Raw genomic sequence first — 22,903 nt, forward strand, 5'->3', positions numbered from 1 at the left:
TTTGGGTCTCCCACATATTCAGGAGGCCCTGGTGAGTCATTACATCGAGCATTGGGATGCCGAGGACGTCGAAGCCTGGGAATCCGGTGGCAAGGACATCGCGAAGCGGAACCTGATCTGGTCGGTCGTCGCCGAACACGTCGGCTTCTCGATCTGGTCCATCTGGTCCGTAATGGTGTTGTTCATGCCGACCGAGATCTACGGCATCGACGCGGCCGGAAAATTCTTCCTGGTCGCAGTTCCCACCTTGGTGGGTTCGATCCTCCGCATTCCGTACACCGTTGCCACCGCACGTTTCGGCGGGCGCAACTGGACCGTCATGAGCGCGTTGTTCCTTTTCGTACCAACACTTCTCACGCTCTACTTGATGATGAATCCGGGTGCGTCGTACACCACCTTCATGTTGGTGGCGGCTACGGCGGGCATCGGCGGCGGCAACTTCGCGTCGTCGATGACCAACATCAACGCGTTCTATCCGCAGCGACTCAAGGGTTGGGCGCTGGGCCTCAATGCGGGCGGCGGCAACATCGGTGTTCCGATGATCCAGCTGATCGGCCTGCTGGTGATCGCCACCGTCGGCAACCGCGCGCCGTGGATCGTGTGCGCCGTCTACCTCGTGTTCATCGCGGCCGCTGCAGTCGGCGCCGCACTGTTCATGGACAACCTGGGCAATCAGAAATCCGATCTGCGCTCGATGGGCAAGGCGCTGAAGTTCTCCGAATCCTGGGTCATCAGCTTCCTGTACATCGGCACGTTCGGTTCCTTCATCGGTTTCAGCTTCGCGTTCGGTCAGGTGTTGCAGATCAACTTCCTCGCCGGCGGAGCTACCCCGGCGCAGGCAGCGCTGCACGCCGCGCAGATCGCCTTCATCGGGCCGCTTCTCGGATCCATTGCCCGTCCGATCGGTGGCAAACTGGCCGACGGTATCGGTGGCGGCAAGATCACGATGTGGACGTTTGTCGGCATGGCTTTCGCGGCATCGGTCCTGGTGACGGCCGGAACGATGGACGACAACACTGCCGGCGTCGCCAGCGCTGGAATCATGGTCACGTTTGTACTCGGATTCATCGCATTGTTCCTGCTCTCCGGCCTCGGCAACGGTTCCGTCTACAAGATGATCCCGGCAATCTTCGAGGCAAAAGCTCAGAGCTTCGATGACATGGATCGCGCTGAGAAAGCAATGTGGTCGCGCAGCATTTCCGGCGCTCTCATCGGATTTGCCGGTGCCGTAGGCGGTTTGGGCGGCGTCGGAATCAACCTGGTGCTCCGCGCGTCGTACAGCAGTCCCGCGAAGTCCGCGACTATGGCGTTCTGGGTATTCCTGGCCTTCTACATTGCGTGCATCGCCGTGACCTGGTTCGTATTCCTGCGCAAGCCGTCCAGCCTGACCACCGACGTGGACGAGCAGAAAGTTTCGGTCACAGCATGAGTACCACCATCTCCGGAGATCTACTCGTCGCGACGTCGACACACTGCCCGTACTGCGGACTTCAGTGTGCGATGACGCTCACGCGTGATGATTCGGCGTCCGTTCCGGCTCGATCGACTACGGTCGACGGGCGCTCCTTCCCGACCAATCGTGGGGGGTTGTGCCAAAAGGGCTGGACCAGTGTGGAATTGCTGCGGACTCCGGATCGACTGACCAGTCCCTTGATTCGCACGGACGGGGAACTTCGCCCTGCCAGTTGGGAGGAGGCGTTCGATCGAGTTGTATCGGGCGTCCAGGCAGCGCAGGTACGTAGTGGTCTTGATGCGATCGGAATCTTCGGAGGTGGTGGTCTGACCAACGAAAAGGCTTACATGCTCGGCAAATTCGCCCGAGTCGCAGTGAAGACCGCGAATATCGATTACAACGGCCGGTTCTGTATGTCCTCGGCCGCGGCGGCCGGGATCAAGAGTTTCGGCTTGGACCGGGGATTGCCGTTTCCGGTGAGTGATCTGACCTCGGCAAAAGCGATACTTCTTCTCGGTGCCAACGTCGCCGAGACCATGCCGCCTCTGGTCGGGCATCTGAATTCGGCAATTGCTGCCGGAGGATTGATCGTCGCAGATCCTCGCCGAACGGCAACCGTGGAGCGAGCCTTGAGTGGGGGAGGCTTGCACCTGCAACTCAGTCCCGGAACAGATTTGGCTCTCGCATTAGGTCTGATGCATCTGGCGGTGATCGACGGCCGCGTCGACCGCCAGTACATCGATGCTCGTACAACCGGGTTCGACGACGCGTGGCTTGCTGCTGCGCAGTGGTGGCCGGAGCGCACCGAGCGGGTTACCGGTGTGCCGGTGAGTCAGATGCGGCGCGCCGTCGAATTGCTGTGGAAAGCAAAACAATCCGATTCCGGTTCGTACATCCTCACGGCCCGCGGCACCGAACAGCACGCCAGCGGCACGGACACCGTGTCCGCCGTCATCGGGCTGGCTTTGACGCTCGGGCTACCGGGCCGACGCGGCAGTGGCTACGGCTGCATCACGGGGCAGGGCAACGGGCAGGGCGGCCGTGAGCACGGGCAAAAGGCAGACCAACTGCCCGGCTACCGCAAGATCGCCGATCCTGCTGCCCGCGAACACATTGCGAAGGTGTGGGGAATCGAAGCCGATGATCTTCCGGGGCCGGGTCGCAGCGCCTACGAACTGCTCGATTCCTTGGGCCAACCGGGCGGTCCCGAAGTTCTTTTTGTTCACGGAGCGAACCTGGCGGTATCGGCGCCCCGAGCAGGGCACGTCGTAGATCGGTTGAAGGCCCTGGACATGCTGGTGGTCTCGGACTTCATTCTGTCGGAGACAGCAGCAATGGCTGATGTTGTTCTGCCCGTGTTGCAGTGGGCCGAGGAGGAGGGAACCACCACCAGTCTCGAAGGTCGCGTGTTGCGACGGCGCCGCGCGGTGGACGCTCCTGAGGGGCCGCGCAGTGAATTGCACGTCTGGTCCGAGATCGCACGGCGGTTGGGTCAGCCGACGGAGCGGTTCCCGACCTCACCGGCGGTAGTCTTCGAGGAACTGCGCCGCGCGTCGGCCGGTGGCATCGCCGATTACTCCGGAATCAGCTACAGCCGCCTCGACGCCGGTGAAGCACTGCACTGGCCGTGCCCGAGCGAGGATCATCCGGGTACTCCGCGCTTGTTCCTGGATTCCTTTGCGACACAGGATGGTCGGGCCCAGTTCATCGCGGTTGAACACCGTGGACCGGCCGAAACAGTGGATGCGGAATATCCGCTGGTCGCCACAACGGGACGAGTTCTGGCGCACTATCAGTCGGGTGCTCAGACCCGTCGGATCCCGGAACTCGTCAAGGCTGCGGGAGACATGTTCGTCGAGATCCATCCGGATACCGCTCGGCGGGTGGGACTTTCGGACGGAGATCAGGCCGGCGTGGTCAGTCGGCGTGGACGGATGGAAGCAACAGTTCGGTGCATCGACAGCATGCGCCTGGACACCGTGTTCTTGCCATTTCATTTCGCCGGTGATTCGCGTGCAAATCTGCTGACCAACCCCGCGCTCGATCCCACGAGTCGGATGCCAGAGTTCAAGGTATGCGCTGTTCGTCTCGAACCGGTCGGTGAACCATGAAGCGCGTAGTGATCGTCGGCAACGGCATGGCGGGGTCGCGGGTGGCGGAGGAGTTGCGTCGTCGCATGGATGCCGAGGCTCTCGACATCGTCTTGATCGGTGCAGAAGATCACGCTCCCTACAACCGCATTCTCCTCTCGAATGTCCTGGCGGGCAGTATCACTGCCCGGGATACGCGGTTGAAGACCGATGAATGGTGGGCGCGCGCACGCATCGACGTTCGCGCCGGTACTGCGGTTACCGCAATCGATCCCGACCTACGGACGGTGACCTGCAGCGACGGCGCCGCAATCGGCTACGACGAGCTGATTTTGGCCACCGGCAGTAGTCCCTTCATTCCTCCCGTGCTCGGTCTTGCCGAATGTGCTTCCCGGGTTGCAACTTTCCGAACCCTGGACGACTGTGCTCGCATCACCGAAGCCGCGACGCCGGGAAGTCGGGCAGTGGTACTTGGCGCCGGGCTGTTGGGAATCGAAGCCGCCCGCGGGCTTCGGATGCGCGGAGTTGACGTAACTGTGGTGCATCCCAAGGACTTCCCGATGGAACGCCAGATGGATTCTGACGGCGGCGCAGTACTCACCCGGACCCTCGAAGGCGTGGGTATCGAGGTGGTACTCGGTCGGCGGGTCTCGGAGTTCTCCGGTGACAGCGTGGTTCTGGACGACGGAAGTCAGCTTCGCGCAGATCTTCTGGTGTTGTCGGCGGGAATTCGGCCGTGCGTCGAATTGGCGCAACAGGCCGGTGCGGCAGTAGGTTACGGAGTGTTGGTCGACGACGAACTCCGCACTGATGTCGACGGAATTCGCGCGATCGGTGAGTGTGCCGAACATCGCGGCGAGGTGTACGGCCTGGTTCAGCCCGGCTGGGAGCAGGCTGCAGTAGTGGCTGATCTGCTGACCGGCGCCGATCCGAAGGCAAGCTACAGCGGTACTCCGACATTGACCCGGTTGAAGGCGCACGATATCGACCTCGCCTCGATGGGCGACGTCAGTGCAACGATGCACAGTCTCGACGTCGAAGTCACCACGCTCGCGGATGCAAGCCGGGGGAGCTACGCCAAGATCGTGGTCAAAGGTGAGCGCATCGTCGGAGCGTTGCTGCTCGGTGTCCCCGATGTAGTAGGCACTCTTACACAGCTTTTCGACGCTCAACTTCCCGTCCCTCCGGACCGGATCGCGCTCCTCACCGGGCGCGGAGCCACTGGCCCGATTGAACTGGCCAGTCCGTCGGGTATGCCGGGCTCGGCTGTGATCTGCCGATGCAACTCGGTCACCAAAACGGATCTGACCAGAGCCTGGAAGGCCGGTGCTCGATCCGAAGCAGCGCTGGCCTCGGCGACCCGGGCAACCACCGGCTGTGGCGGTTGCAGTTCGTCCGTCGCGGGAATCTGCGAATGGCTGAGCGCCGCAGACCCAGTTAGCCCCGACAACTCTCGCGAAACACAGGAAGAAGGTGCGGCATGAGTAAATCCGTCATTGTCATCGGACACGGTATGGTCGGACACCGCTTTGTCGAGGCTCTGCGTTCGCGCGACGACGCCGACAGTTGGTCGGTGACCGTCCTCTGCGACGAGAAGTATGCAGCCTACGACCGCGTCGGTTTGTCGTCGTACGTCGGAGTGTGGGATCCCAAGGAATTGGCTTTGGCCGGAAACGATTACGAGGGGGATGCTCTGGTCGATCTTCGTGTCGGTGAGGGTGCCGTGTCGATCGACAAGGATGCGCGCACAGTCACGACGTCAGCCGGCAACGTGCTCGCGTACGACGCCCTCGTCATGGCTACGGGCTCCTACCCGTTTGTCCCACCAGTTCCGGGGCATGACGGCGAGGGTTGTTTTGTCTACCGCACTCTCGACGACCTCGACGGTATTCGCGCAGCATCCGAGCGAGCCGGCCAGGGCGCCGTGGGCGTGGTGGTCGGTGGCGGTCTTCTCGGTCTCGAAGCGGCACATGCACTCTCGCTGATGGGAATGACGGCGCACGTCGTCGAACACAATCCTCGGCTGATGCCGATGCAGGTGGACGAGGGAGGCGGCGCATTGCTCGCTCGGCTCGTTACGCGACTCGGGCTGAATGTGCACACGGGAGTCGGAACCGCAGGAATTACGCAGGCCGACAACGGAATCGTGGTCGAACTGTCCGACGGAACTACGATCGATGCGTCGTTGCTCGTGTTCTCGGCCGGCGTGCGCCCTCGTGATCAGCTGGCCCGAGACGCCGGCATCGGCGTCGGTGAGCGCGGCGGCATCCTGACCGATCTGGGCTGCAAGACGTCCGACGACCATATCTTCGCGGTCGGTGAATGCGCTGCTGTGGAGGGCCGTTGCTACGGGCTGGTCGCTCCCGGGTACACGACGGCCGAGATTGTGGCAGACCGGTTGCTCGGCGGCGCAGCAGATTTCCCCGGCGCCGACATGTCCACCAAGCTCAAGCTCATGGGCGTCGACGTCGCCAGTTTCGGTGACGCGATGGCAACGTCACCCGGCGCTCTCGAAGTTGTTCTCAGCGACGCAGCCAAGGGTACCTATGCCAAGCTGGTGGTTTCGGACGACGCGAAGATTCTGCTCGGTGGAATCCTGGTGGGTGACGCGTCGGCATATGCGTCGTTGCGCCCGTTGGTCGGTCGTGAGCTACCCGGTGATCCGGCAACGTTGATCTCGCCGGCCGGAGAAAAGCTCGGTGCGGGTTCATTGCCGGACGATGCCGAGGTGTGCTCGTGCAACGGCGTGACCAAGGGCGCGATCTGTAGTGCAATTGCCGACGGCGCGTGCGACATTGCGTCGGTGAAGGCATGCACAACGGCGGGAACAACCTGTGGCGGTTGCCTTCCGACAGTGAAGCAATTGCTGGCAGATTCCGGCGTCGTGATGTCGAAGGCACTGTGCGAGCACTTCGGGCAGTCGCGGGCCGAGCTGTTCCAGATCGTTCAGTCGACGCAGACACGGACGTTCTCGGCCCTGATCGCCAAGTACGGCAAGGGTGCCGGTTGCGACATCTGCAAGCCCGTCGTCGCGTCGATTCTGGCATCCACGGATTCTGATCACATCCTGCACCGCCAGCAGGCGTCGTTGCAGGACACCAATGATCACTTCCTGGCCAACATTCAGAAGAACGGTACCTATTCGGTGGTGCCGCGCATGCCCGGCGGCGAGGTCACTGCGGAACAGCTCATCGTGATCGGTGAGGTGGCACGCGATTTCGGCTTGTACACCAAGGTGACCGGCGGTCAGCGTATCGATCTGTTCGGTGCCCGCGTCGAGCAGTTGCCGGCAATCTGGAAGCGGCTGGTCGATGCCGGGATGGAATCCGGTCAGGCTTACGGAAAGTCGCTGCGCACCGTCAAGAGTTGTGTCGGTTCGAGCTGGTGCCGATACGGAGTACAAGACTCCGTGGGAATGGCCGTTGATCTGGAGAACCGTTATCGCGGCCTCCGTTCGCCGCACAAGATCAAGTTCGGGGTATCCGGTTGTGCTCGGGAATGCGCCGAAGCGAGGGGCAAGGACGTCGGCATCATCGCGACGGAGAACGGGTGGAACCTCTATGTGGGTGGCAACGGCGGACAGTCACCCAAGCACGCTCAGCTTCTCGCTGGTGGCCTCGACGACGTCACTCTGGTCAAGTACATCGACCGTTACCTCATGTTCTATATCCGCACGGCGGACCGCCTGCAGCGCACTGCGCCCTGGGTCGAGTCACTCGACGGCGGCCTCGACCATCTCAAGGCGGTTGTCTGCGAGGACAGTCTCGGGATCGGCGAGGAACTCGAGGCTCTGATGGCCAAGCACGTCGAGGGTTATCACGACGAATGGGCCGGTGTGTTGGGTGATCCGGAGAAGCTGTCGCGGTTCGTTTCGTTTGTCAATGCACCCGATGAAGCAGACCCGACGGTTGTGTTCGACGAGACCGGAGTTCGCAAGGTTCCCGTGCTGATGGGCATGCCGAGTATCCCCACGCGCCGGTAATAACTGCGTAACCCGCGGGAAACACGGAACCCGTAGAAAGAAATCAGAACACAAGGAGGGGTTTGATGAGTGTCATCGATGCGCAGATCGCCAAGCTGGATTCAGAGCGACTCGAATGGACGTCGGCGTGCCCGCTGAGTCACCTGATTCCGGGGCGTGGAGTTGCAGTGTTGCTTCGCGGTGGTGAGCAGGTGGCACTGTTCCGACTCGAAGACGGCACCTTGCGCGCCGTGAGCAACTTCGATCCGTACGGCCGGGCCGCAGTGATGTCGCGCGGACTGGTCGGTGACCGCGACGGTGAGCCAATTGTGGTGTCACCCTTACTCAAGCAAGCCTTTTCACTGATCGACGGGCGGTCGTTGGACGACGATTCGGTGTCGTTGCCGGTCTACGAGATTCGTGTCTGGGCCGGCGTAGTGCAAGTGCACAGCACTGGTCGCATTCCTGAAACTCTCTCGTGAGTGACGACTTGCCACTGGCGGGATTCACCGTCGGAATCACGGCTTCGCGTCGCGCCGAGGAGTTTGCGTCCCTGCTCACCCGGCGCGGCGCAGACGTGATGTTTGCGCCGGCTATTCGAATCATTCCGCTCGCGGATGATCGGGAGCTGGAACGGGTGACGCAGCAGATCATCTCAAATCCGCCCGAGATCGTTGTTGCTACCACCGGAATTGGATTTCGGGGCTGGCTCGAGGCTGCTGACGGCTGGGGTGAGGCCGAAAATCTCAGCGCGGCACTGCGTTCGGCACGTCTGCTGGCTCGAGGTCCGAAAGCGACCGGCGCAATACGTGCTGCCGATCTGCGTGAAGAATGGTCTCCGGCGTCCGAGTCTTCGGCTGAGGTCCTCGAACATCTTCTGGCTGAAAGTGTCTCGGGAAAGACTGTGGCGGTTCAACTTCACGGCGCTACCACCGAGTGGGAGCCCGTTCCCGATTTCTGTCAGGCGCTGCGGGACGCCGGGGCGGATGTCATCGCGGTACCGGTCTATCGCTGGGAACCGCCGGAGGATTCAACCCTCCTGGACCGGATGATCGACGCAATTGTGGTCGGCGGGATCGACGCGGTGACCTTTACCAGTGCACCGGCGGTCGCGTCGTTGCTGATGCGGGCAGACGACACCGGCCGACGGGGAGAGGTCCTCGAGGCATTGCGCGGACGGGTGAGTGCCATGTGTGTGGGGCCGGTGACGTCGGCGCCGTTGGATGCACTGAACGTTCCGACCACGGCGCCGGTGCGAGCTCGACTGGGCGCCCTCGCGCGGCATATCGTGGACGAACTTCCACAGCGCGCCAACCGAATTCAAGCCGGTGAGCACGAACTCAGTGTTCGTGGAAATTGTGTTGTTGTCGACGGTGAGATTCGCGCACTGTCTCCGGCCGCGATGTCACTGATGCGTTCCCTCAGTGCCAAGCCCGGTCATGTGGTCTCACGTGACGATCTTCTGGCGGCTCTTCCACGCAGTCGTGGAGACACCCACGCCGTCGAAACTGCGGTCGCTCGCCTTCGCGTCTGTCTCGGCGCTCCCAAAGCTGTTCAAACTGTTGTGAAACGAGGTTATCGACTTGCACTCGATCCAGCGCATTACGGCGTGCAGTAACGACGTCCTGGTACTGGTTGCTCACGGCACGCGTAGTGCACGGGGAGTGGATATGGTTGCCGCGCTTGCCGATGCAGTGACCGCACAGGTCGGTCTCACCCGAGTGGCTTTCGTGGATGTTCTCGGGCCCTCACCGGCAGAGGTGCTGCGCGACATTGCGGGGCATGCCATCCTGGTGCCGGCGTTCCTGGCATCGGGTTACCACGTCCACACCGATGTTCGACGCGAAGTCGATGCCAGCGGACACCGATCGGTAACGGTGACACCCGCGCTGGGGCCGGATCCGGCGCTTGCGCGCGTTATGTTGCGCCGGTTGTACGAAGCCGGATGGCAGCGCGGTGACGCGATAGTCCTTGCTGCCGCAGGCTCTTCCGATTCGCGTGCACTACGTGATGTCGAGCGAGCCTCGCTGATGCTGGCCGAGGCGGCAGGATCGCGGGTAGATATCGGGTACATCGCGACCGGTGTGCCGAAAGTTGCCGATGTTGTTGCAGCGGCACGGGTTCGAGGCGCTCGGCGAGTGTTCATCGCGTCGTATCTGCTGGCGCACGGGCTCTTTCACGAGCGATTGTCCGCTGCTGGCGCCGACGGCGTCACCCGGCCGCTCGGAGTGGACTCCGGAGTGGTGGACCTTGTTGTGAGCCGGTACGTCGCGGCGCGAGAACCGGCATTGCAGAACACTTCGCGCTACGATCGCGGATATGACGGAGACGTATGCAGACCTGGTCGCAGCGGTTCGTGAGTCCGACGCAAAGGCGCAGGTTCTCATCGGCGAACTGACCGATTCGCGGGCACGGGAGCCTTCTGCACTTCCCGGCTGGAGCCGGGGGCACGTGGTTACCCATCTGTCGCGGAATGCGGACGCGCTCAACAGATTTGTCGTCGGCGTGCACAGTGGTGAGCCCGCAGAGATGTATCCGGGTGGACCGCCGGCGCGGAACGCTGCTATCGAAGAGGGTGCTGATCGCCCGGCATCACTGTTGGCCGCCGACTACCGATTCTCCGGCGCGAGGCTGGTCGAGGCGCTGGCCAAAGTGCCGGCAGATCGATTGGACACGCCCGTCAATTGGCGCAAGCCTGTGACGGCTTACGATCTACCGATTCTGCGCTGGAACGAGATCGAAATCCATCTGACCGATCTCGACGTCGGATACACCTGTCATGACTGGCCGGCGGAGTACGTCGAGTTTACGTTGGCCCGGCAATTGGGAGCCCTCGAGGCGGCGGCACCCAACGTGGCGGTGCCCTCGCTCTCGGATGCCGAGACCCTCGCGTGGTTGATCGGGCGACCGCCACGGCCCGGGCTGCCGAAACTGCCGGCCTGGCCGTATTGACTCTGGAGCGTCATCAGCCCAGAAGTACAAGTTCGGCCAGTGCATTGTCGGTCGACGACGCGGGCACCAGCGCAAACGCTCGCTTACCGATCAGTGCTGCTAGATGCGCGGTGCGCACCGACGGGTCGGCAAACCAACGGCCGTCGGCGGATTGGGTTACCGGAAGTATTCGTACAGCATCGGAACTCACCTCCGACGCATTCGCGATGATTCCCAGCAGTGGTGGCAGTGGTGTCCGCCCGGTCAGTGCACTCACGATAGTGGGGAGCGTTGTCAACAGAGTGGTTACCGCGGCATAGGGATTACCGGGGAGGCCGAGCACCACCTTTCCGTTGGGGAGGACGGCCGTCACCTGGGAACCGCCGGGGCGCGAGGCGACTCGGCCCACCACGATCCGAGCACCCAGACGATCCAGAGCGGAGCGCATTTCGTCGGCAGCGCCGCCGCCGGTCGCCCCCACGAGCACGATGAGATCGGCGTTGTCTTCTGCAGTCAGAATTGTTTCGAAACCGTCTGCGGTGTCGCGTAAATGGGTGTCGGAGAGGCACTGCACCCCGCACCGAGACAAGAGTTCCGGCATGATTGCGCCGATGGAATCGCGCGTCTGGCCTTCGCGGAGCGGACCAGATCTGCGGATCTCGTCACCGGTAGTTACGACAGACACTCGCACCGGGCCGCGAACCAGTGCTTCGGACACTTCGCCGCTGGTAGCTGCCGAGACGAGTGCCGGAGTCACCGAGGTGCCGGTGGGAGCGATGGTGAATCCGACGCTCCAATCCTCGCCGCGGGGACGAGCGTCGTTGCGCAGCGGCGCAGTGGGAAGACGCGTCAGTAGCGGTGGATTGTTCTCGGAGACAACATGTTCGTCGCGAATGACCGCGCTTGCGCCGACGGGAAGGTGTGCCCCTGTTGCGATGCGGATTGCTTCACCGTCGGCAAGTTCGGGGGAGCCCTCCGCGCCGGCAATGTGAACTTCTTCGAGGATTCGCCAGGGGCCCTCACCGGCGACGGCGTATCCGTCCATCGCCGAGACTGCAGAACGCGGCAAATCGCTCTGGGCGACAAGCGGTTCGGCGAGAGTTGCACCGAGGCTGGCGGCCAGATTTGCTTGGCGGGGGAGCAGTGGCGTCAAGGAGTCCAGGATCGCGGCGCGAGCCTCAGCGATGGTCAAGCGAGGCAACATGCGCGCACGCTCGAGATCTTCGGGAGTGTCGCAATCTGCGGTACCGGCTACCGGAAGCGTCGAAAAACCGTCGGCAACAAGTCTTTTCATCGGTTGATTGTCCAGTCCGGCACCGTCGCGGAGAGTGGAGATTCGCTGACGCAATTCGGAAAACACCCAGGCGGACAACAAGAATTGGGTTCGATTGTTCTCGTCCACCGCGCAGGTCACCGAGGTCAATGGCGACGTTGCGGCAATCAGGGCATCGACGGTGTCACGGCGGAGATGCGGAAGATCGGCGGCCAGAACCAGAACAACAGCGTCTTCGGGTATGTCCGCGGCAGTGATGCCGGCCCAGATAGCCGCGACCGGTCCGCTGCCGATCGGCGACTCCTGGGTTTGCACGATCGAGGCGTCGAGGTCGTCGCGATGGGGTCCGACCACGACGGTCATGTCGAGATGTGCTGTGGCAGCGAGAGCTATGTCGAGAAGTCTGCGACCGTGAACCACCAGTCCGGGTTTGTCGACACCGCCCATCCTGCTCGCCCGGCCGCCGGCCAGAACGATCGCACACGTTGAAGGCATGTACCTATGCTGCCTCATCGGAAGTTGTGCCGCGCCCGTGACATGTCGATTCGGCCGTCTTTGATCGGTACGCCTTCGAGTTCCAGCTTCGCGATTTGTCGGTGGGCCAAGTGTGCGGCGGGTTTTCCCGATGCTCCCAGGACCCGATGCCACGGGAGGTCGGACGAGTCGGTCCGCATGATCCACCCGACCGTCCGCGGGCTGGACAGACCGGCGGCGTCGGCAATGTCGCCGTACGTGGCGACGCGTCCGGCCGGTATCGAGGCGATGAGTCTGCGAACTTCCTCGATCTGTTCGTCGGTAGTGGCAGCCATGACGGAAGTCCTCAGAGCAACTTGCGGATCAACGCGGCCACTTCGTCGGCGCGCACGTGCGGGACCATGTGATCGCAGTCGAAAGCGACGTCGGTCAAATTGGGGCCGAGACGATCGGTCATGGCGCTGCGGAATTCGGCGGTGACGTAGGGCGGTTGCACCTTCATGGCCTGGACTATGACCGTCGGCATCGAACTCGGCGGTAGCACCAACGGGCGGGCGAGTTCTCCCCAGGCAGTGACGACGGCCGGTGTCGACAGTCGCCAGTTGACGCGGCCGTTGTCGAGGTGGACGAGATGCTCGATGAACTCCTCGTCCAATACCTCGGTGGGAACCTCACCCCACGAGCCATGGATCTTCTCCGATCGGGCCTCCGCGGCGTCGGTGTAATCGGGTGATCCGATGGTGAGTTCGGCGATGCGACCCATAAAATCGGGGTCGAGGCCGATCGCTGGATCGAGCAGTACGAGTCCACGGACCCGATCGGGTGCTGTCGCTGCCAGATGCAACGCAAGGGCGCTGCCGAACGAGTGCGCAACTACCAGAACCGGACCCGCTGCGTGTTCGTTGAGAGTGTCGACGAGGTCGGCCACGTGAGCTTCGATGTTCCACGGCGGCGCCCAGGTGGAACGGCCGTGACCACGCAGATCCGGCGCGATCCAGCGGGCATCGGGAAGTTGATTCTCGGCCATCGACTGCCAGCGTCGGCCATGGCCGGTGAGGCCGTGCAACGCGAGGATCTCCGGCGCACCGGACGGGCCGTAGAGATAGGTATGGAGAGCAGTCACACGATCAATCTTGCCCGACGCCGACGATGCATGACTTGTCGGTGCCTTCTGATGGAATGCCTGAGTGAGTGAGACGTCGGTGCGCAGCAAATCCACCATCCCGCGGGCGCGGTTGGTGCATCGAGCGGCGCCGACGCTACCGCCGCGCACCTGGGACAAAGACACGGCGCGATTGTTCGTCGAACCTGCCGACGACCCGTTCATGCAGGCCTTCGGTGGCACTTCGTGGAATCCGTGGCAGGTCCAGGGTGGACCGGGCACCGGCAAGTCTTCACTGCTCGTAGATCTGGCCGTCGCGAAGATCTCCGGCGGAGAGGATCCCGAGTCGGTGTTGGTCCTCACACAGTCGCGTCGGGCCGCGACGGCAGTGCGGGAGCAGATCACCGCTGGGTTGTTCGGGTTCGAGCAGGAACGGGGTCCGCAGGCCACCCGAGAACCTCTGGTGCGCACTGTCCACTCCTACGCCTTTGCAGTGCTGCGCCTGCAGGCTGCCGCGCACGGCAATGCTCCGCCGCGCCTGATCACGGGAGCCGAGCAGGATTCGGTGCTGCGCGAGATGCTGCGCGGCGATATCGAGGACGGAGCGCAGTACTGGCCCGAGCGGTTGCGTCCTGCGCTCGGCATGAACGGGTTTGCAGTCGAACTGCGCGATTTGATGCTGCGTGCCAACGAACGTGGCCTTGGTCCGGAAGATCTCATCAAACTGGGCAAGAAGCGGCACCGGCCGGAGTGGGTGGCGGCGGGACAATTTGCCGAGGCCTACGAGCAGGGTGTCCTGCTTCGCGGTTCCGTGGGCGTCGAAGCGCCGGAGGCGACGGCACCGGCGTTGGATGCGGCCGAGCTGATCGGCGCGGCGCTCACGGCTTTCGCCACCGATCCGGAGCTACTGCGGTCCGAGCGTGCTCGTATCCGTCATCTTCTGGTCGACGACGCGCAGCATCTGGATCCGCAAGCAGCGCAACTGGTTCGGCTGATCGGAACGGGTACCGGCACCACGGTGATCGCCGGCGACCCCGACCAATCGGTGTTCGGTTTCCGAGGAGCAGATTCGCGGTTCCTGCTCGATCTGGCTGATCGCGGAGGCGAGCGCGCGATCATTCTGCCGACGACATATCGAAACAACGCGGACGTCGCGTCGATCGTCGCAAAAATCGCAGCCCGGCTACCCGGCAACCTCGCCCACAGAATTGCAGTGCCGGCCGATCTGTCCGACGAAAACCCGGCGCACGCTTCCGTCCGGGTTCTGGGAACCACGGCAAAGGAAGCGGCAGTCGTCGCGGATACCCTTCGGCGGGCGCATCTCCTCGACGGAATCCCGTGGTCCGACATGGCCGTCATCGTGCGTTCGGTACCACGCACTTTGGCGCCGCTTCGACGCGCGCTGCTCGCGGCCGGTGTGCCCGTCACGACAGCAGCCACCGAACTGCCGCTGGCCCGTCAGCATGGCGTATCCGGACTCCTCTTGTTGCTGCGGGCCCTGGGCCGGGACGGCTTCACCGGAGACGACGCCTTGGCGCTCATGTCCGGACCCATCGGCGGGGCCGAGCCTGTTACCCTGCGACGTTTGCGTCGAGGACTGCGCCGCGTCGAACTGGCAGCCGGAAACGATCGCGATTCTGCCGAACTGTTGCGGCTCATCCTTATCGACGAGGACCGCGCGCAGTCCAAGCGGTTGACTGCAAAGCTCACCGATGTCGAATCGGCTGCACTCAAACGAGTGATGTCCGTGCTCCGCAAAGCCCGCGTGCCCCTCGAACGCAATCTCGGCGTCGAGGAAATCCTGTGGGCGGCGTGGCAGGCCACAGGGCTCGAACGCCGGTGGGCAGCAGCGTCGGCGCGCGGTGGCCCGATCGGATCGCAAGCTGATCGTGACCTCGACGCCGTCGTTGCACTCTTCGATGCAGCGGCCAATTACGTGGATCGACTACCGCGTTCGCAACTGGCGGGGTTTGTCGACTATCTCACCAGCCAGGAGATCCCGACGGATTCACGAAGTCGTTCGGTGATTGCTCCCGACGCAGTCACCGTGGTCAGCGCCCATGCGGCGGCGGGACGTGAATGGGCTGTGGTCGCGGTAGCGGGTGTTCAGGAAGGTCTCTGGCCGAGCCTGCGGGCGCGCGGGTCGCTCCTGCGGACTGAGGCGTTGATCGACCTGATAAACGGAGTCTCCGACGGCAGCGACTCGGCCGAAGAACGGTTGTCGAGAACCGCACCGCTGCTGGCCGAAGAGCGTCGACTGTTTCTTGTGGCCTGCAGCCGCGCTCGTCGTCGGCTACTGGTCACGGCTGTCGAATCCGCTTCGGGGGATACCGATCTGGTGCCGTCACGCTTTGTCGACGAACTGCTGCGCGGTGATCAGTTCGACGACAGTCTCGGTGAGGTTGCCGTGGTGGCGCCCGAACCCGGCGATACCCGGGTGTTGTCCTTGCCGGCACTGGTGGCGCAACTGCGCAGTGTGGTGTGCGACCTGGACCTCGCTGACGGAGATCCCGAGAAGCATGCCCGCGCAGCGCGTCAATTGGCGCGCCTCGCCGCGGCCGGAGTACGCGGCGCACACCCCGATCAGTGGTACGGAACGGCGCCGCCCAGCACGGTGGCACCGTTGTGGCAGCCCGAGGACGGCCCGGTCGCACTCTCGCCGTCCACCATCGAACTACTCGAAACATGCCCGCTCCGCTGGGTATTCGAGCGTCACGGCGGCTCCGACGGGGACAACACGCATGCCATTGCGGGCACTCTGGTGCACACTTTGGTCCAGGCGCTCGCCGGTCGTATTCCGCCCGACCAGGTGGAGAAGGCCCTCGAAAATGCTTGGGAATCCATCGATCTCGGTTCGCAGTGGTATTCCCGCCGCGAACTCAATCGAACCCGCGAAATGTTGTCCACGTTCACCGCGTGGATGAACGCAACGCGCGGTGAGCTCACCGAAGTGGGGGTGGAGGTAGCGGTCGAGGGAATCCTCGAACCTCGTGAAGAAGGTCAACCGGCCGTCAAACTGCGTGGCCGGATAGATCGCCTCGAACGGGACACCGAGGGGCGCCCGGTGATCGTCGACGTCAAGACCGCACGAAATCCCGTCACCAACGAGGCCGCGCAGTCGCACGCGCAGTTGGCGGCGTATCAGGTGGCAGCGGCCGAAGGTGCGATCGACGGCGAACCCGCCGCGCAACCGGGCGGTGCTCGACTGGTGTTCGTTGCCAAGTCCAATAAGAAGGACGGTGCGTCGCAGCGTGTCCAACCCCCGCTCACCGCTGAAGCTGTCGAGATGTGGCGTGACGTCATCCACAACGCCGCCGCCGCAACGCAGGGGCCGCAGTATCTGGCCCGGGTCAATGACGGATGCCGGCACTGCCCGGTCCGCTCCAGTTGCCCGGCGCACGACGAAGGACGACAGGTGAGTTCCTAAATGGCAGCGCAGAAGCCGCGTCGACCCAAGATCAATCCCGTCGATCTTGCGGTTGCCCTGGGGCAGCACCCACCGACGCCCGAGCAGTCCGCGGTCATTGCCGCGCCGCTCGGACCTACGCTCGTCGTTGCCGGTGCGGGTGCCGGCAAGACCGAAACGATGGCGGCTCGCGTTGTCTGGCTGGTCGCCAACGGTTTTGTCGATCCCGAAGCCGTGCTGGGTTTGACGTTCACCCGAAAAGCGGCGCAGCAGCTCACCGCCCGTATTCGCAAGCGGTTGGCGCGGCTTGCCGGATCGGATGTTCTGCGGGCGCTCGACCCAGCGGGGGGAGTGCGCGCGCGCATCCTCGCTGGTGAGCCTGAAGTCAGCACCTATCACGCGTACGCCGGGCGGTTGTTATCCGAACACGGGCTCCTACTGCCCATCGAACCCTCCGCGACGCTCCTGTCCGAAACCGAATTGTGGCAGGTTGCGCATCGCGTCGTCAGTGGTTGGGACGGCGATCTCGATACCGACAAGAATCCGGGATCGATCACGGAAACCGTTCTGGCACTTGCCGGTCAGCTTGCCGAACATCTGGTCGATCCGGACCAACTGCGCGGAGCGCACGCAGACCTCGACAAGCTGATCCACACGTTGCCGGCCGGGCCGAAACAACGCGGTGGCCCCAGCCAGGAACTACTCGGATATCTGGAAGTGCAGCACAAGCGGATCGAACTCCTGCCGCTCGTTGCTCGGTTGTCCGAGACACTGCGCTGGGAGGGAGCACTCGATTTCGGCAGTCAGATGTCGTTGTCAGCGCGTGTCGCGTCCGAGCACCGCGAGGTCGGAGAAGCCGAGCGGGGACGCTTCCGGGTGGTGCTGCTCGACGAGTATCAGGACACCGGACACGCTCAGCGAGTACTGCTGTCCTCACTGTTCGGCGGTGGAACCGACGCCGGGTTGGCGTTGACAGCCGTCGGCGACCCCATGCAGTCCATTTACGGTTGGCGCGGTGCATCGGCGGCAAATCTGCCCCGCTTTGCCACAGATTTCCCGCTCGCAAACGGAAGCCCCGCCCCGACTCTCGAACTGTTGACGAGTTGGCGAAATCCACCCGAGGCACTCGAGCTTGCCAATCGCTCGTCCGCGCCGCTGCGTCGACGTGGGGTTGCCGTGAGCACACTGCGCGCGAGGCCGGGGGCGGTCGCCGGCGATGTTCGACTCGCATTGCTCGATGACGTGGAGCAGGAACGACTGTGGGTGGCGCAGAAAATTGCGCAGCAGTACGAGGCTGCGCGCGCAGATAACAGGCCACCGCCGACGGCCGCGGTTCTGATTCGCCGAAACGCCGACGCGGCGCCGCTGGCCGAAGCGTTGCGCGCCGCCGGGTTGCCGGTGGAGGTTGTCGGACTCGGTGGACTCCTGCACACCCCCGAAGTTGCCGATGTGATCGCCATGCTTCGGGTAGTCGCAGATCCTTTGGCCGGCAGTGCCGCGGTACGGTTGCTCACCGGAGCTCGCTGGCAGATTGGCGCTAAAGATGTAGCGGCACTGTCGAAGCGGTCCCAGGAACTTGCGATCTCGGCCGGCTACGGCACCGCGGGTGCCGTCACGGATTCGGCTGCACTGGCAGAGGCAGTGCAGGATTCGCTTCCCGGTGAGCAGGCCGAACAAGCCGGACTGGTGGACGCGATCTCGGATCCGGGTGCTGCAGAAAACTATTCGGCACTCGGGTACGCACGGATCAACGCAGTAGCCGGAGAGTTGGCGTCGTTGCGTGAGCGCATCGGGCAACCACTGACCGAGTTGGTGGCAGAAGTCGAGCGGGTACTGGGCATCGGAATCGAAGCCGGCGCTCGGACCAGACTGGGAGTGCTGGGCACCGCGGGCCGCGAGCACCTCGACGCATTTGCCGACGTAGTCGCGAACTACGCCACTCGGACGACGGCCAATCTCACCGGAATGTTGTCCTTCTTTGCCGCCGCCGAACAGATCGAAAAGGGGCTCACACCAGGCGAAGTGGAGGTCGCGCCGGATCGTGTGCAGATTCTGACGGTGCACTCGGCCAAAGGCCTGGAATGGGAAGTGGTTGCCGTCCCGCACGTCAGTGACGGAGTATTCCCGTCGTCCACGGCTTCCGGATCCTGGCTCGGCGCGCTCGCCGAATTGCCGCCGTCATTGCGCGGTGACCGCGCCGTCGACGCCGATTCGGCTGACGGCGTGCCGGTGCTCGATCTCGAGAATGTCTACAACCGAAAGGACCTCCAGAATGCGATCGGTGCGCACAAGCAGGCGCTCGGGGATCGCAGACTCGACGAGGATCGCCGACTGTTCTATGTCGCATTGACCAGAACTGAACGAGCACTGTTTATTTCGGCCCATCACTGGGCCGAGTCCGGATCCGACCCCAAGGGGCCGTCGGACTTTTTGGCGGAACTGCACCAGATGGTTACCGACAACCCGGACATCGGTGTTGTGGAGACGTGGGCCGAAGATCCCGAGCCCGACACCGAGAATCCGTTGGCTTCGACGCCGCGAACCGCGCAATGGCCACCGGATCCACTCGGTTCCCGGCGCGGCGCGGTGGAGGCCGGTGCTGCGGCAGTGTTGGCGGCTCTCAAGGCGCCCGCGGAGACTGAGACCGACCCCGACAGTGAGCCTGAGTACGACCCCGAGAACTGGGCGGCCGACGTCGAGGTCCTTCTGGCAGAGCGTGAGGCGCGAGCGAATGCGCGAGCCGAAGTCATTCTCCCCGCCCAGCTTTCGGTAACCCAGTTGGTCGATCTCAAGGCCGACCCGGATGAGCTTGCGGCGCGGTTGCGTCGACCGTTGCCGTATCCACCCAACCCGCTGGCGCGGCGCGGTACAGCGTTCCACGCCTGGATTGAACGACGTTTCGGTGCGACCAGACTGCTCGACCTGGATGAGTTGCCCGGTGCCGCCGACACCGGTGCCGGACCGGAGACAGATCTGGTCAAGCTGCAAGACGCGTTCTTGCGCTCTCCGTGGGCAAATCGCAGTCCCGTCGAGGTGGAAGTTCCTTTCGAAACATCCATCGCCGGAACAGTTTTGCGCGGCCGAATCGACGCGGTGTTTGCAGACGCAGACGGCGGCTGGACAGTCATCGACTGGAAGACGGGTGCAGAACCCTCGGCCGCGAACGAAGATGCCGTGGTCATGCAGTTGGCCGCATATCGGGTGGCGTGGGGAGAACTGATGTCGGCACGCGCCCGGGCCTCCGGACGGAAGGAAGTCTTCCCGCTGCACAAGGTGCGCGCGGCGTTCCACTACGTGCGCTCCGGACGCACCATTGCGCCCGAGAACCTGCCGGACGGCGAAGCGCTCGCGCACCTCATCCGCACAGCCGGTGCCCGCGATGAAGCCGGGGGAGATGACTAGCCGGCGTTGCGGCGCGCTTTCAGTGCTTCGGTCACCAGCGGGATCTGAAGCGGTAAGCGCGCGATCGAGCCAAGTTTCTGCATTGTCGAGGTCTTGTTACTCCGGTTCCAGTCGACGGCCATTTGAACATTGGCGGGAAATACGGCCACAAAAAGTGCGGCGGCCAGACCAGCTCCCAGTTTGCGGGTCTTCGGAATTGCCAGGGCCGCACCGATCGCGAGTTCCGCGACGCCCGATACCTGGGTGTACGTGCGCGCCTGCCCGGGCAGTTGCCGGGGAACGGTGCTGTCGAAGAACGAGGGGGAAACAAAATGCATTGTTCCTGCACCGAGGAGAAGTGCGGAGAGTCGAAGTGCAGCAGCTTGGCTGACTGAGGATGTCGAACTCGAGGATGACATTTCTCCACCCTGCCTCACGGCAGCTTTCGGTGCCACTACTGTAAACCCGACGTTCGTATCGGTATTGCGTAAGTATTAGTGAGAGAGACGAAGAATGGCCGGTAAAATCCGGGCGCGTTTGACCAGGTCGGAAGCCCTATCCGATCAGCCTGATTTCGCCCTTGTCGGGGTGCTGCGGATTCCGCAGCTACAGACCAGCCCCTTCCGAGCCATCTACAAGCGAGTGCTGATCGCGCTCGGTGCGCTCGCTGCGGCCGTTGTGATCGTGTACATCGATCGCGCCGGGTATCGAGACGCACAGGACAACGAACTGTCGCTCCTCGATTGCATCTACTACGCAACGGTCTCACTCTCGACGACGGGGTATGGCGACATCACGCCGTTCACCCCGTCGGCGCGCCTGGTCAACGTCCTGTTGATCACGCCGCTTCGAATCTTCTTCTTGATCGTGTTGGTCGGCACCACACTTTCAGCTCTGACCGAGAGTTCGCGTCAGGCGTTCAAAATTCAGCGTTGGAGGCAGCAAGTGCGTAATCACACCGTCGTCGTCGGTTACGGCACCAAGGGTCGCACGGCTATCGAAGCCATGATCGGTGACGGCGTCTCCGCATCCGAGATCGTGGTCGTGGACACCGATCGGGCAGTACTGGACGTTGCCGAGGCAAAGGGACTGGTGACGGTATTCGGTTCTGCCACCAAGTCCGACGTGCTTCGCCTCGCCGGAGCCCAGCGCGCGGCCTCGATCATCGTGGCGACCAACCGCGACGATACGGCCGTACTCGTAACACTGACTGCCCGTGAGCTCGCCCCGAAGGCCAGGATCGCGGCGGCTATTCGAGAAGCCGACAACGCACACCTGCTGCGTCAGTCGGGTGCGGATTCGGTGGTCCTCTCCTCGGAGACGGCGGGTCGACTCCTCGGCATCGCTACGACCACACCCACTGTCGTCGAAATGATCGAAGATCTGCTCACGCCGGAGGCCGGGTTCGCCATTGCCGAGCGAGCCGTCGAACGCGACGAGGTCGGCGGATCACCGCGCCACCTTTCGGACATCGTGCTCGGAGTCGTGCGCGACGGTCGACTGGTCCGCGTGGGTACACCCGAGGTCGACGCTATCGAAGCGGAAGATCGACTGCTCTACATCCGACGCGTCGCGAACTGATGAGAACCGCGCAGTAATGTCGTGAGCGTGAACGACTTCCAGCTGACCGAAACGCCGTTGCTATCCCGTTCGAGCGTCGGCCGCGCCGAAGAATTGCGGTCTGACGAAGCTGCGCTGACAGGTGGTTGGAGCGACGCGCTGCTCCTGCGGGTTACTTCGCGCGGACAGGTCAAGGCGTCGGACGGACAGTTGGTGTTCGGCGAAGCCACCGAACTCGGCGCGGAACCGGTTCGCGGCGCGGTGTTCCTGGGCATTCGGGACAACCGCCACGTCTGGGCCGTACGGGTGTCCTTGCTTGCCGGTGCGTTGTCGGATCTGCGGGTGTTGGGCGGAACTCTCGACGACGCCGACGCAGGTTTGTTGACCGGCGCGATCGCCATTCTGAACTGGCACGACAGTGCCGGATTCAGCGCGATCGACGGGGCTCCGAGCGAGCCGACGATGTCCGGGTGGTCGCGCATTTCCACGACTACCGGACATGAAGAGTTTCCCCGCACCGACCCCGCAGTGATCTGCCTGGTGCATGACGGCGCGGATCGCGTTTTGCTGGCGCGGCAGCCGACGTGGCCACCGCGCAGGTTTTCGATCTTGGCCGGCTTCGTCGAAGCCGGGGAGTCGCTCGAGACGTGTGTGGTCCGTGAGATCAAGGAAGAAGTGGGCGTCGACGTCCACAGCGTGCGCTATCTGGGCAGTCAGCCGTGGCCGTTCCCACGCTCGGTGATGTTGGGGTTCACGGCAATCGGCGACCCCGCCGCTCCGCTGGTGTTCGCGGACGGCGAGATCGCCGAAGGAAACTGGTTCACAAAAGACGAGGTGCGCGCGGCTCTCGAGTTGGGCGATTGGGCGTCCGACGCCGATGCGCCGTTGCTCCTGCCCGGCTCGATCTCGATTGCGCGAGGCATGCTCGAAAGCTGGGTCAAATAACCACTACAACCCCAGTGCAGCCTTCACCTGATTGAGCGACGGGTTCGTTTCGACGCTTCCGTCGGCGTACTTCACGGTCGGGACGATGTGGTTGCCGTCATTGACGCTGCCGACAAATTCGGCTGCAGCCGGATCGTTCTCGATGTCGATCTCGGTGTACTCGATGCCCGACGCGTTGAGCTGAGTCTTGAGGCGGCGGCAGTAGCCGCACCACGTCGTCGAGTAGATGGTTAGGGCCGGTGCATTTTCGGTAGTGGTCACGGCGCCTATAACACCATGACTGCGGCTGTTGTTCCGCAATCGAGGGTGTTCTCTTCCCCACATCGT

At 63.4% G+C, this 22,903-nt stretch carries 17 protein-coding genes; 12 read left to right on the plus strand and 5 right to left on the minus strand.

The features are described 5' to 3' along the window. Window positions 1-28 precede the first annotated feature (28 nt). The 8 genes from BDB13_RS13750 to BDB13_RS13785 all read left to right on the plus strand — a co-directional run bounded on the left by BDB13_RS13750 (window position 29) and on the right by BDB13_RS13785 (window position 10,456). Window positions 29-1,429 carry an MFS transporter gene (locus BDB13_RS13750; protein WP_094274898.1) on the plus strand — a complete coding sequence of 467 codons (1,401 nt, stop codon included), beginning with the start codon at window positions 29-31 and terminating at the stop codon, window positions 1,427-1,429. Continuing rightward, on the plus strand, window positions 1,426-3,564 hold the full coding sequence (locus tag BDB13_RS13755) for a molybdopterin oxidoreductase family protein (RefSeq protein ID WP_094272137.1): 2,139 nt from the start codon (window positions 1,426-1,428) through the stop codon (window positions 3,562-3,564). Before BDB13_RS13750 ends, BDB13_RS13755 begins: the two co-directional genes overlap by 4 nt. After that, window positions 3,561-5,027, plus strand: coding sequence for an FAD-dependent oxidoreductase (locus BDB13_RS13760; RefSeq protein WP_094272138.1), 1,467 nt, complete (start codon window positions 3,561-3,563; stop codon window positions 5,025-5,027). Before BDB13_RS13755 ends, BDB13_RS13760 begins: the two co-directional genes overlap by 4 nt. Next, window positions 5,024-7,525, plus strand: coding sequence for a nitrite reductase large subunit NirB (gene nirB / locus BDB13_RS13765; protein ID WP_094272139.1), 2,502 nt, complete (start codon window positions 5,024-5,026; stop codon window positions 7,523-7,525). The genes BDB13_RS13760 and nirB overlap by 4 nt, the downstream gene beginning before the upstream one ends. Window positions 7,526-7,590: 65 nt before the next feature. Continuing rightward, entirely contained in the window at window positions 7,591-7,986 is a 396-nt protein-coding gene (gene nirD / locus BDB13_RS13770; protein ID WP_094272140.1) for a nitrite reductase small subunit NirD, read from the plus strand. Then, entirely contained in the window at window positions 7,983-9,122 is a 1,140-nt protein-coding gene (locus tag BDB13_RS13775) for a uroporphyrinogen-III synthase (protein ID WP_094272141.1), read from the plus strand. Before nirD ends, BDB13_RS13775 begins: the two co-directional genes overlap by 4 nt. After that, window positions 9,088-9,864 carry a sirohydrochlorin chelatase gene (locus tag BDB13_RS13780; RefSeq protein ID WP_254922813.1) on the plus strand — a complete coding sequence of 259 codons (777 nt, stop codon included), beginning with the start codon at window positions 9,088-9,090 and terminating at the stop codon, window positions 9,862-9,864. Before BDB13_RS13775 ends, BDB13_RS13780 begins: the two co-directional genes overlap by 35 nt. Beyond that, the gene (locus tag BDB13_RS13785; protein WP_094272143.1) at window positions 9,824-10,456 is read left to right on the plus strand and encodes a maleylpyruvate isomerase family mycothiol-dependent enzyme; all 633 of its coding nucleotides are present in this window, start codon (window positions 9,824-9,826) and stop codon (window positions 10,454-10,456) included. The genes BDB13_RS13780 and BDB13_RS13785 overlap by 41 nt, the downstream gene beginning before the upstream one ends. A 13-nt stretch (window positions 10,457-10,469) precedes the next feature. Here BDB13_RS13785 and BDB13_RS13790 read toward each other — a convergent pair whose 3' ends face one another. The 3 genes from BDB13_RS13790 to BDB13_RS13800 are packed head-to-tail and all read right to left on the minus strand — an operon-like array spanning window position 10,470 to window position 13,314. Further along, entirely contained in the window at window positions 10,470-12,203 is a 1,734-nt protein-coding gene (locus BDB13_RS13790) for an NTP transferase domain-containing protein (protein ID WP_254922814.1), read from the minus strand. Between the two features lie 14 nt (window positions 12,204-12,217). Continuing rightward, window positions 12,218-12,517, minus strand: coding sequence for an MGMT family protein (locus tag BDB13_RS13795; protein ID WP_094272145.1), 300 nt, complete (start codon window positions 12,515-12,517; stop codon window positions 12,218-12,220). Window positions 12,518-12,528: 11 nt separating this feature from the next. Then, the gene (locus BDB13_RS13800) at window positions 12,529-13,314 is read right to left on the minus strand and encodes an alpha/beta fold hydrolase (RefSeq protein ID WP_094274899.1); all 786 of its coding nucleotides are present in this window, start codon (window positions 13,312-13,314) and stop codon (window positions 12,529-12,531) included. Window positions 13,315-13,369: 55 nt separating this feature from the next. Between BDB13_RS13800 and BDB13_RS13805 the strand changes: the two genes are divergently transcribed. After that, the gene (locus tag BDB13_RS13805) at window positions 13,370-16,711 is read left to right on the plus strand and encodes an ATP-dependent helicase (protein WP_094272146.1); all 3,342 of its coding nucleotides are present in this window, start codon (window positions 13,370-13,372) and stop codon (window positions 16,709-16,711) included. Further along, window positions 16,712-20,092, plus strand: a complete 3,381-nt coding sequence (locus tag BDB13_RS13810) for an ATP-dependent helicase (protein WP_094272147.1) — start codon at window positions 16,712-16,714, stop codon at window positions 20,090-20,092. It begins immediately after the preceding gene. Here the strand turns inward: BDB13_RS13810 and BDB13_RS13815 are convergent. Beyond that, on the minus strand, window positions 20,089-20,490 hold the full coding sequence (locus tag BDB13_RS13815; RefSeq protein ID WP_094272148.1) for a DoxX family protein: 402 nt from the start codon (window positions 20,488-20,490) through the stop codon (window positions 20,089-20,091). The genes BDB13_RS13810 and BDB13_RS13815 overlap by 4 nt on opposite strands. Before the next feature lie 94 nt (window positions 20,491-20,584). Here BDB13_RS13815 and BDB13_RS13820 point away from each other — a divergent pair, with 94 nt between their 5' ends. Beyond that, window positions 20,585-21,652, plus strand: a complete 1,068-nt coding sequence (locus BDB13_RS13820; RefSeq protein WP_094272149.1) for a potassium channel family protein — start codon at window positions 20,585-20,587, stop codon at window positions 21,650-21,652. A 27-nt stretch (window positions 21,653-21,679) separates the two neighbouring features. Further along, window positions 21,680-22,576, plus strand: a complete 897-nt coding sequence (nudC, locus tag BDB13_RS13825) for an NAD(+) diphosphatase (protein ID WP_094274900.1) — start codon at window positions 21,680-21,682, stop codon at window positions 22,574-22,576. 3 nt (window positions 22,577-22,579) lie between these two features. Here nudC and BDB13_RS13830 read toward each other — a convergent pair whose 3' ends face one another. Beyond that, window positions 22,580-22,846, minus strand: coding sequence for a mycoredoxin (locus BDB13_RS13830; protein WP_441347233.1), 267 nt, complete (start codon window positions 22,844-22,846; stop codon window positions 22,580-22,582). Window positions 22,847-22,903: the final 57 nt, after the last annotated feature.

The organism is Rhodococcus sp. OK302, assembly GCF_002245895.1.
In the GTDB taxonomy this organism is placed as follows: Bacteria; Actinomycetota; Actinomycetes; order Mycobacteriales; family Mycobacteriaceae; genus Rhodococcus_F.

What these genes read in the sequence shown, in the direction of transcription:
- BDB13_RS13755 (WP_094272137.1), top strand. Translation starts at nt 1,426, where the DNA reads ATGAGTACCACCATCTCCGGAGATCTACTCGTCGCGACGTCGACACAC.
- BDB13_RS13760 (WP_094272138.1), top strand. Translation starts at nt 3,561, where the DNA reads ATGAAGCGCGTAGTGATCGTCGGCAACGGCATGGCGGGGTCGCGGGTG.
- nirB (WP_094272139.1), top strand. Translation starts at nt 5,024, where the DNA reads ATGAGTAAATCCGTCATTGTCATCGGACACGGTATGGTCGGACACCGC.
- nirD (WP_094272140.1), top strand. Translation starts at nt 7,591, where the DNA reads ATGAGTGTCATCGATGCGCAGATCGCCAAGCTGGATTCAGAGCGACTC.
- BDB13_RS13785 (WP_094272143.1), top strand. Translation starts at nt 9,824, where the DNA reads ATGACGGAGACGTATGCAGACCTGGTCGCAGCGGTTCGTGAGTCCGAC.
- BDB13_RS13790 (WP_254922814.1), bottom strand. Translation starts at nt 12,203, where the DNA reads ATGCCTTCAACGTGTGCGATCGTTCTGGCCGGCGGCCGGGCGAGCAGG.
- BDB13_RS13795 (WP_094272145.1), bottom strand. Translation starts at nt 12,517, where the DNA reads ATGGCTGCCACTACCGACGAACAGATCGAGGAAGTTCGCAGACTCATC.
- BDB13_RS13810 (WP_094272147.1), top strand. Translation starts at nt 16,712, where the DNA reads ATGGCAGCGCAGAAGCCGCGTCGACCCAAGATCAATCCCGTCGATCTT.
- BDB13_RS13815 (WP_094272148.1), bottom strand. Translation starts at nt 20,490, where the DNA reads ATGTCATCCTCGAGTTCGACATCCTCAGTCAGCCAAGCTGCTGCACTT.
- BDB13_RS13820 (WP_094272149.1), top strand. Translation starts at nt 20,585, where the DNA reads ATGGCCGGTAAAATCCGGGCGCGTTTGACCAGGTCGGAAGCCCTATCC.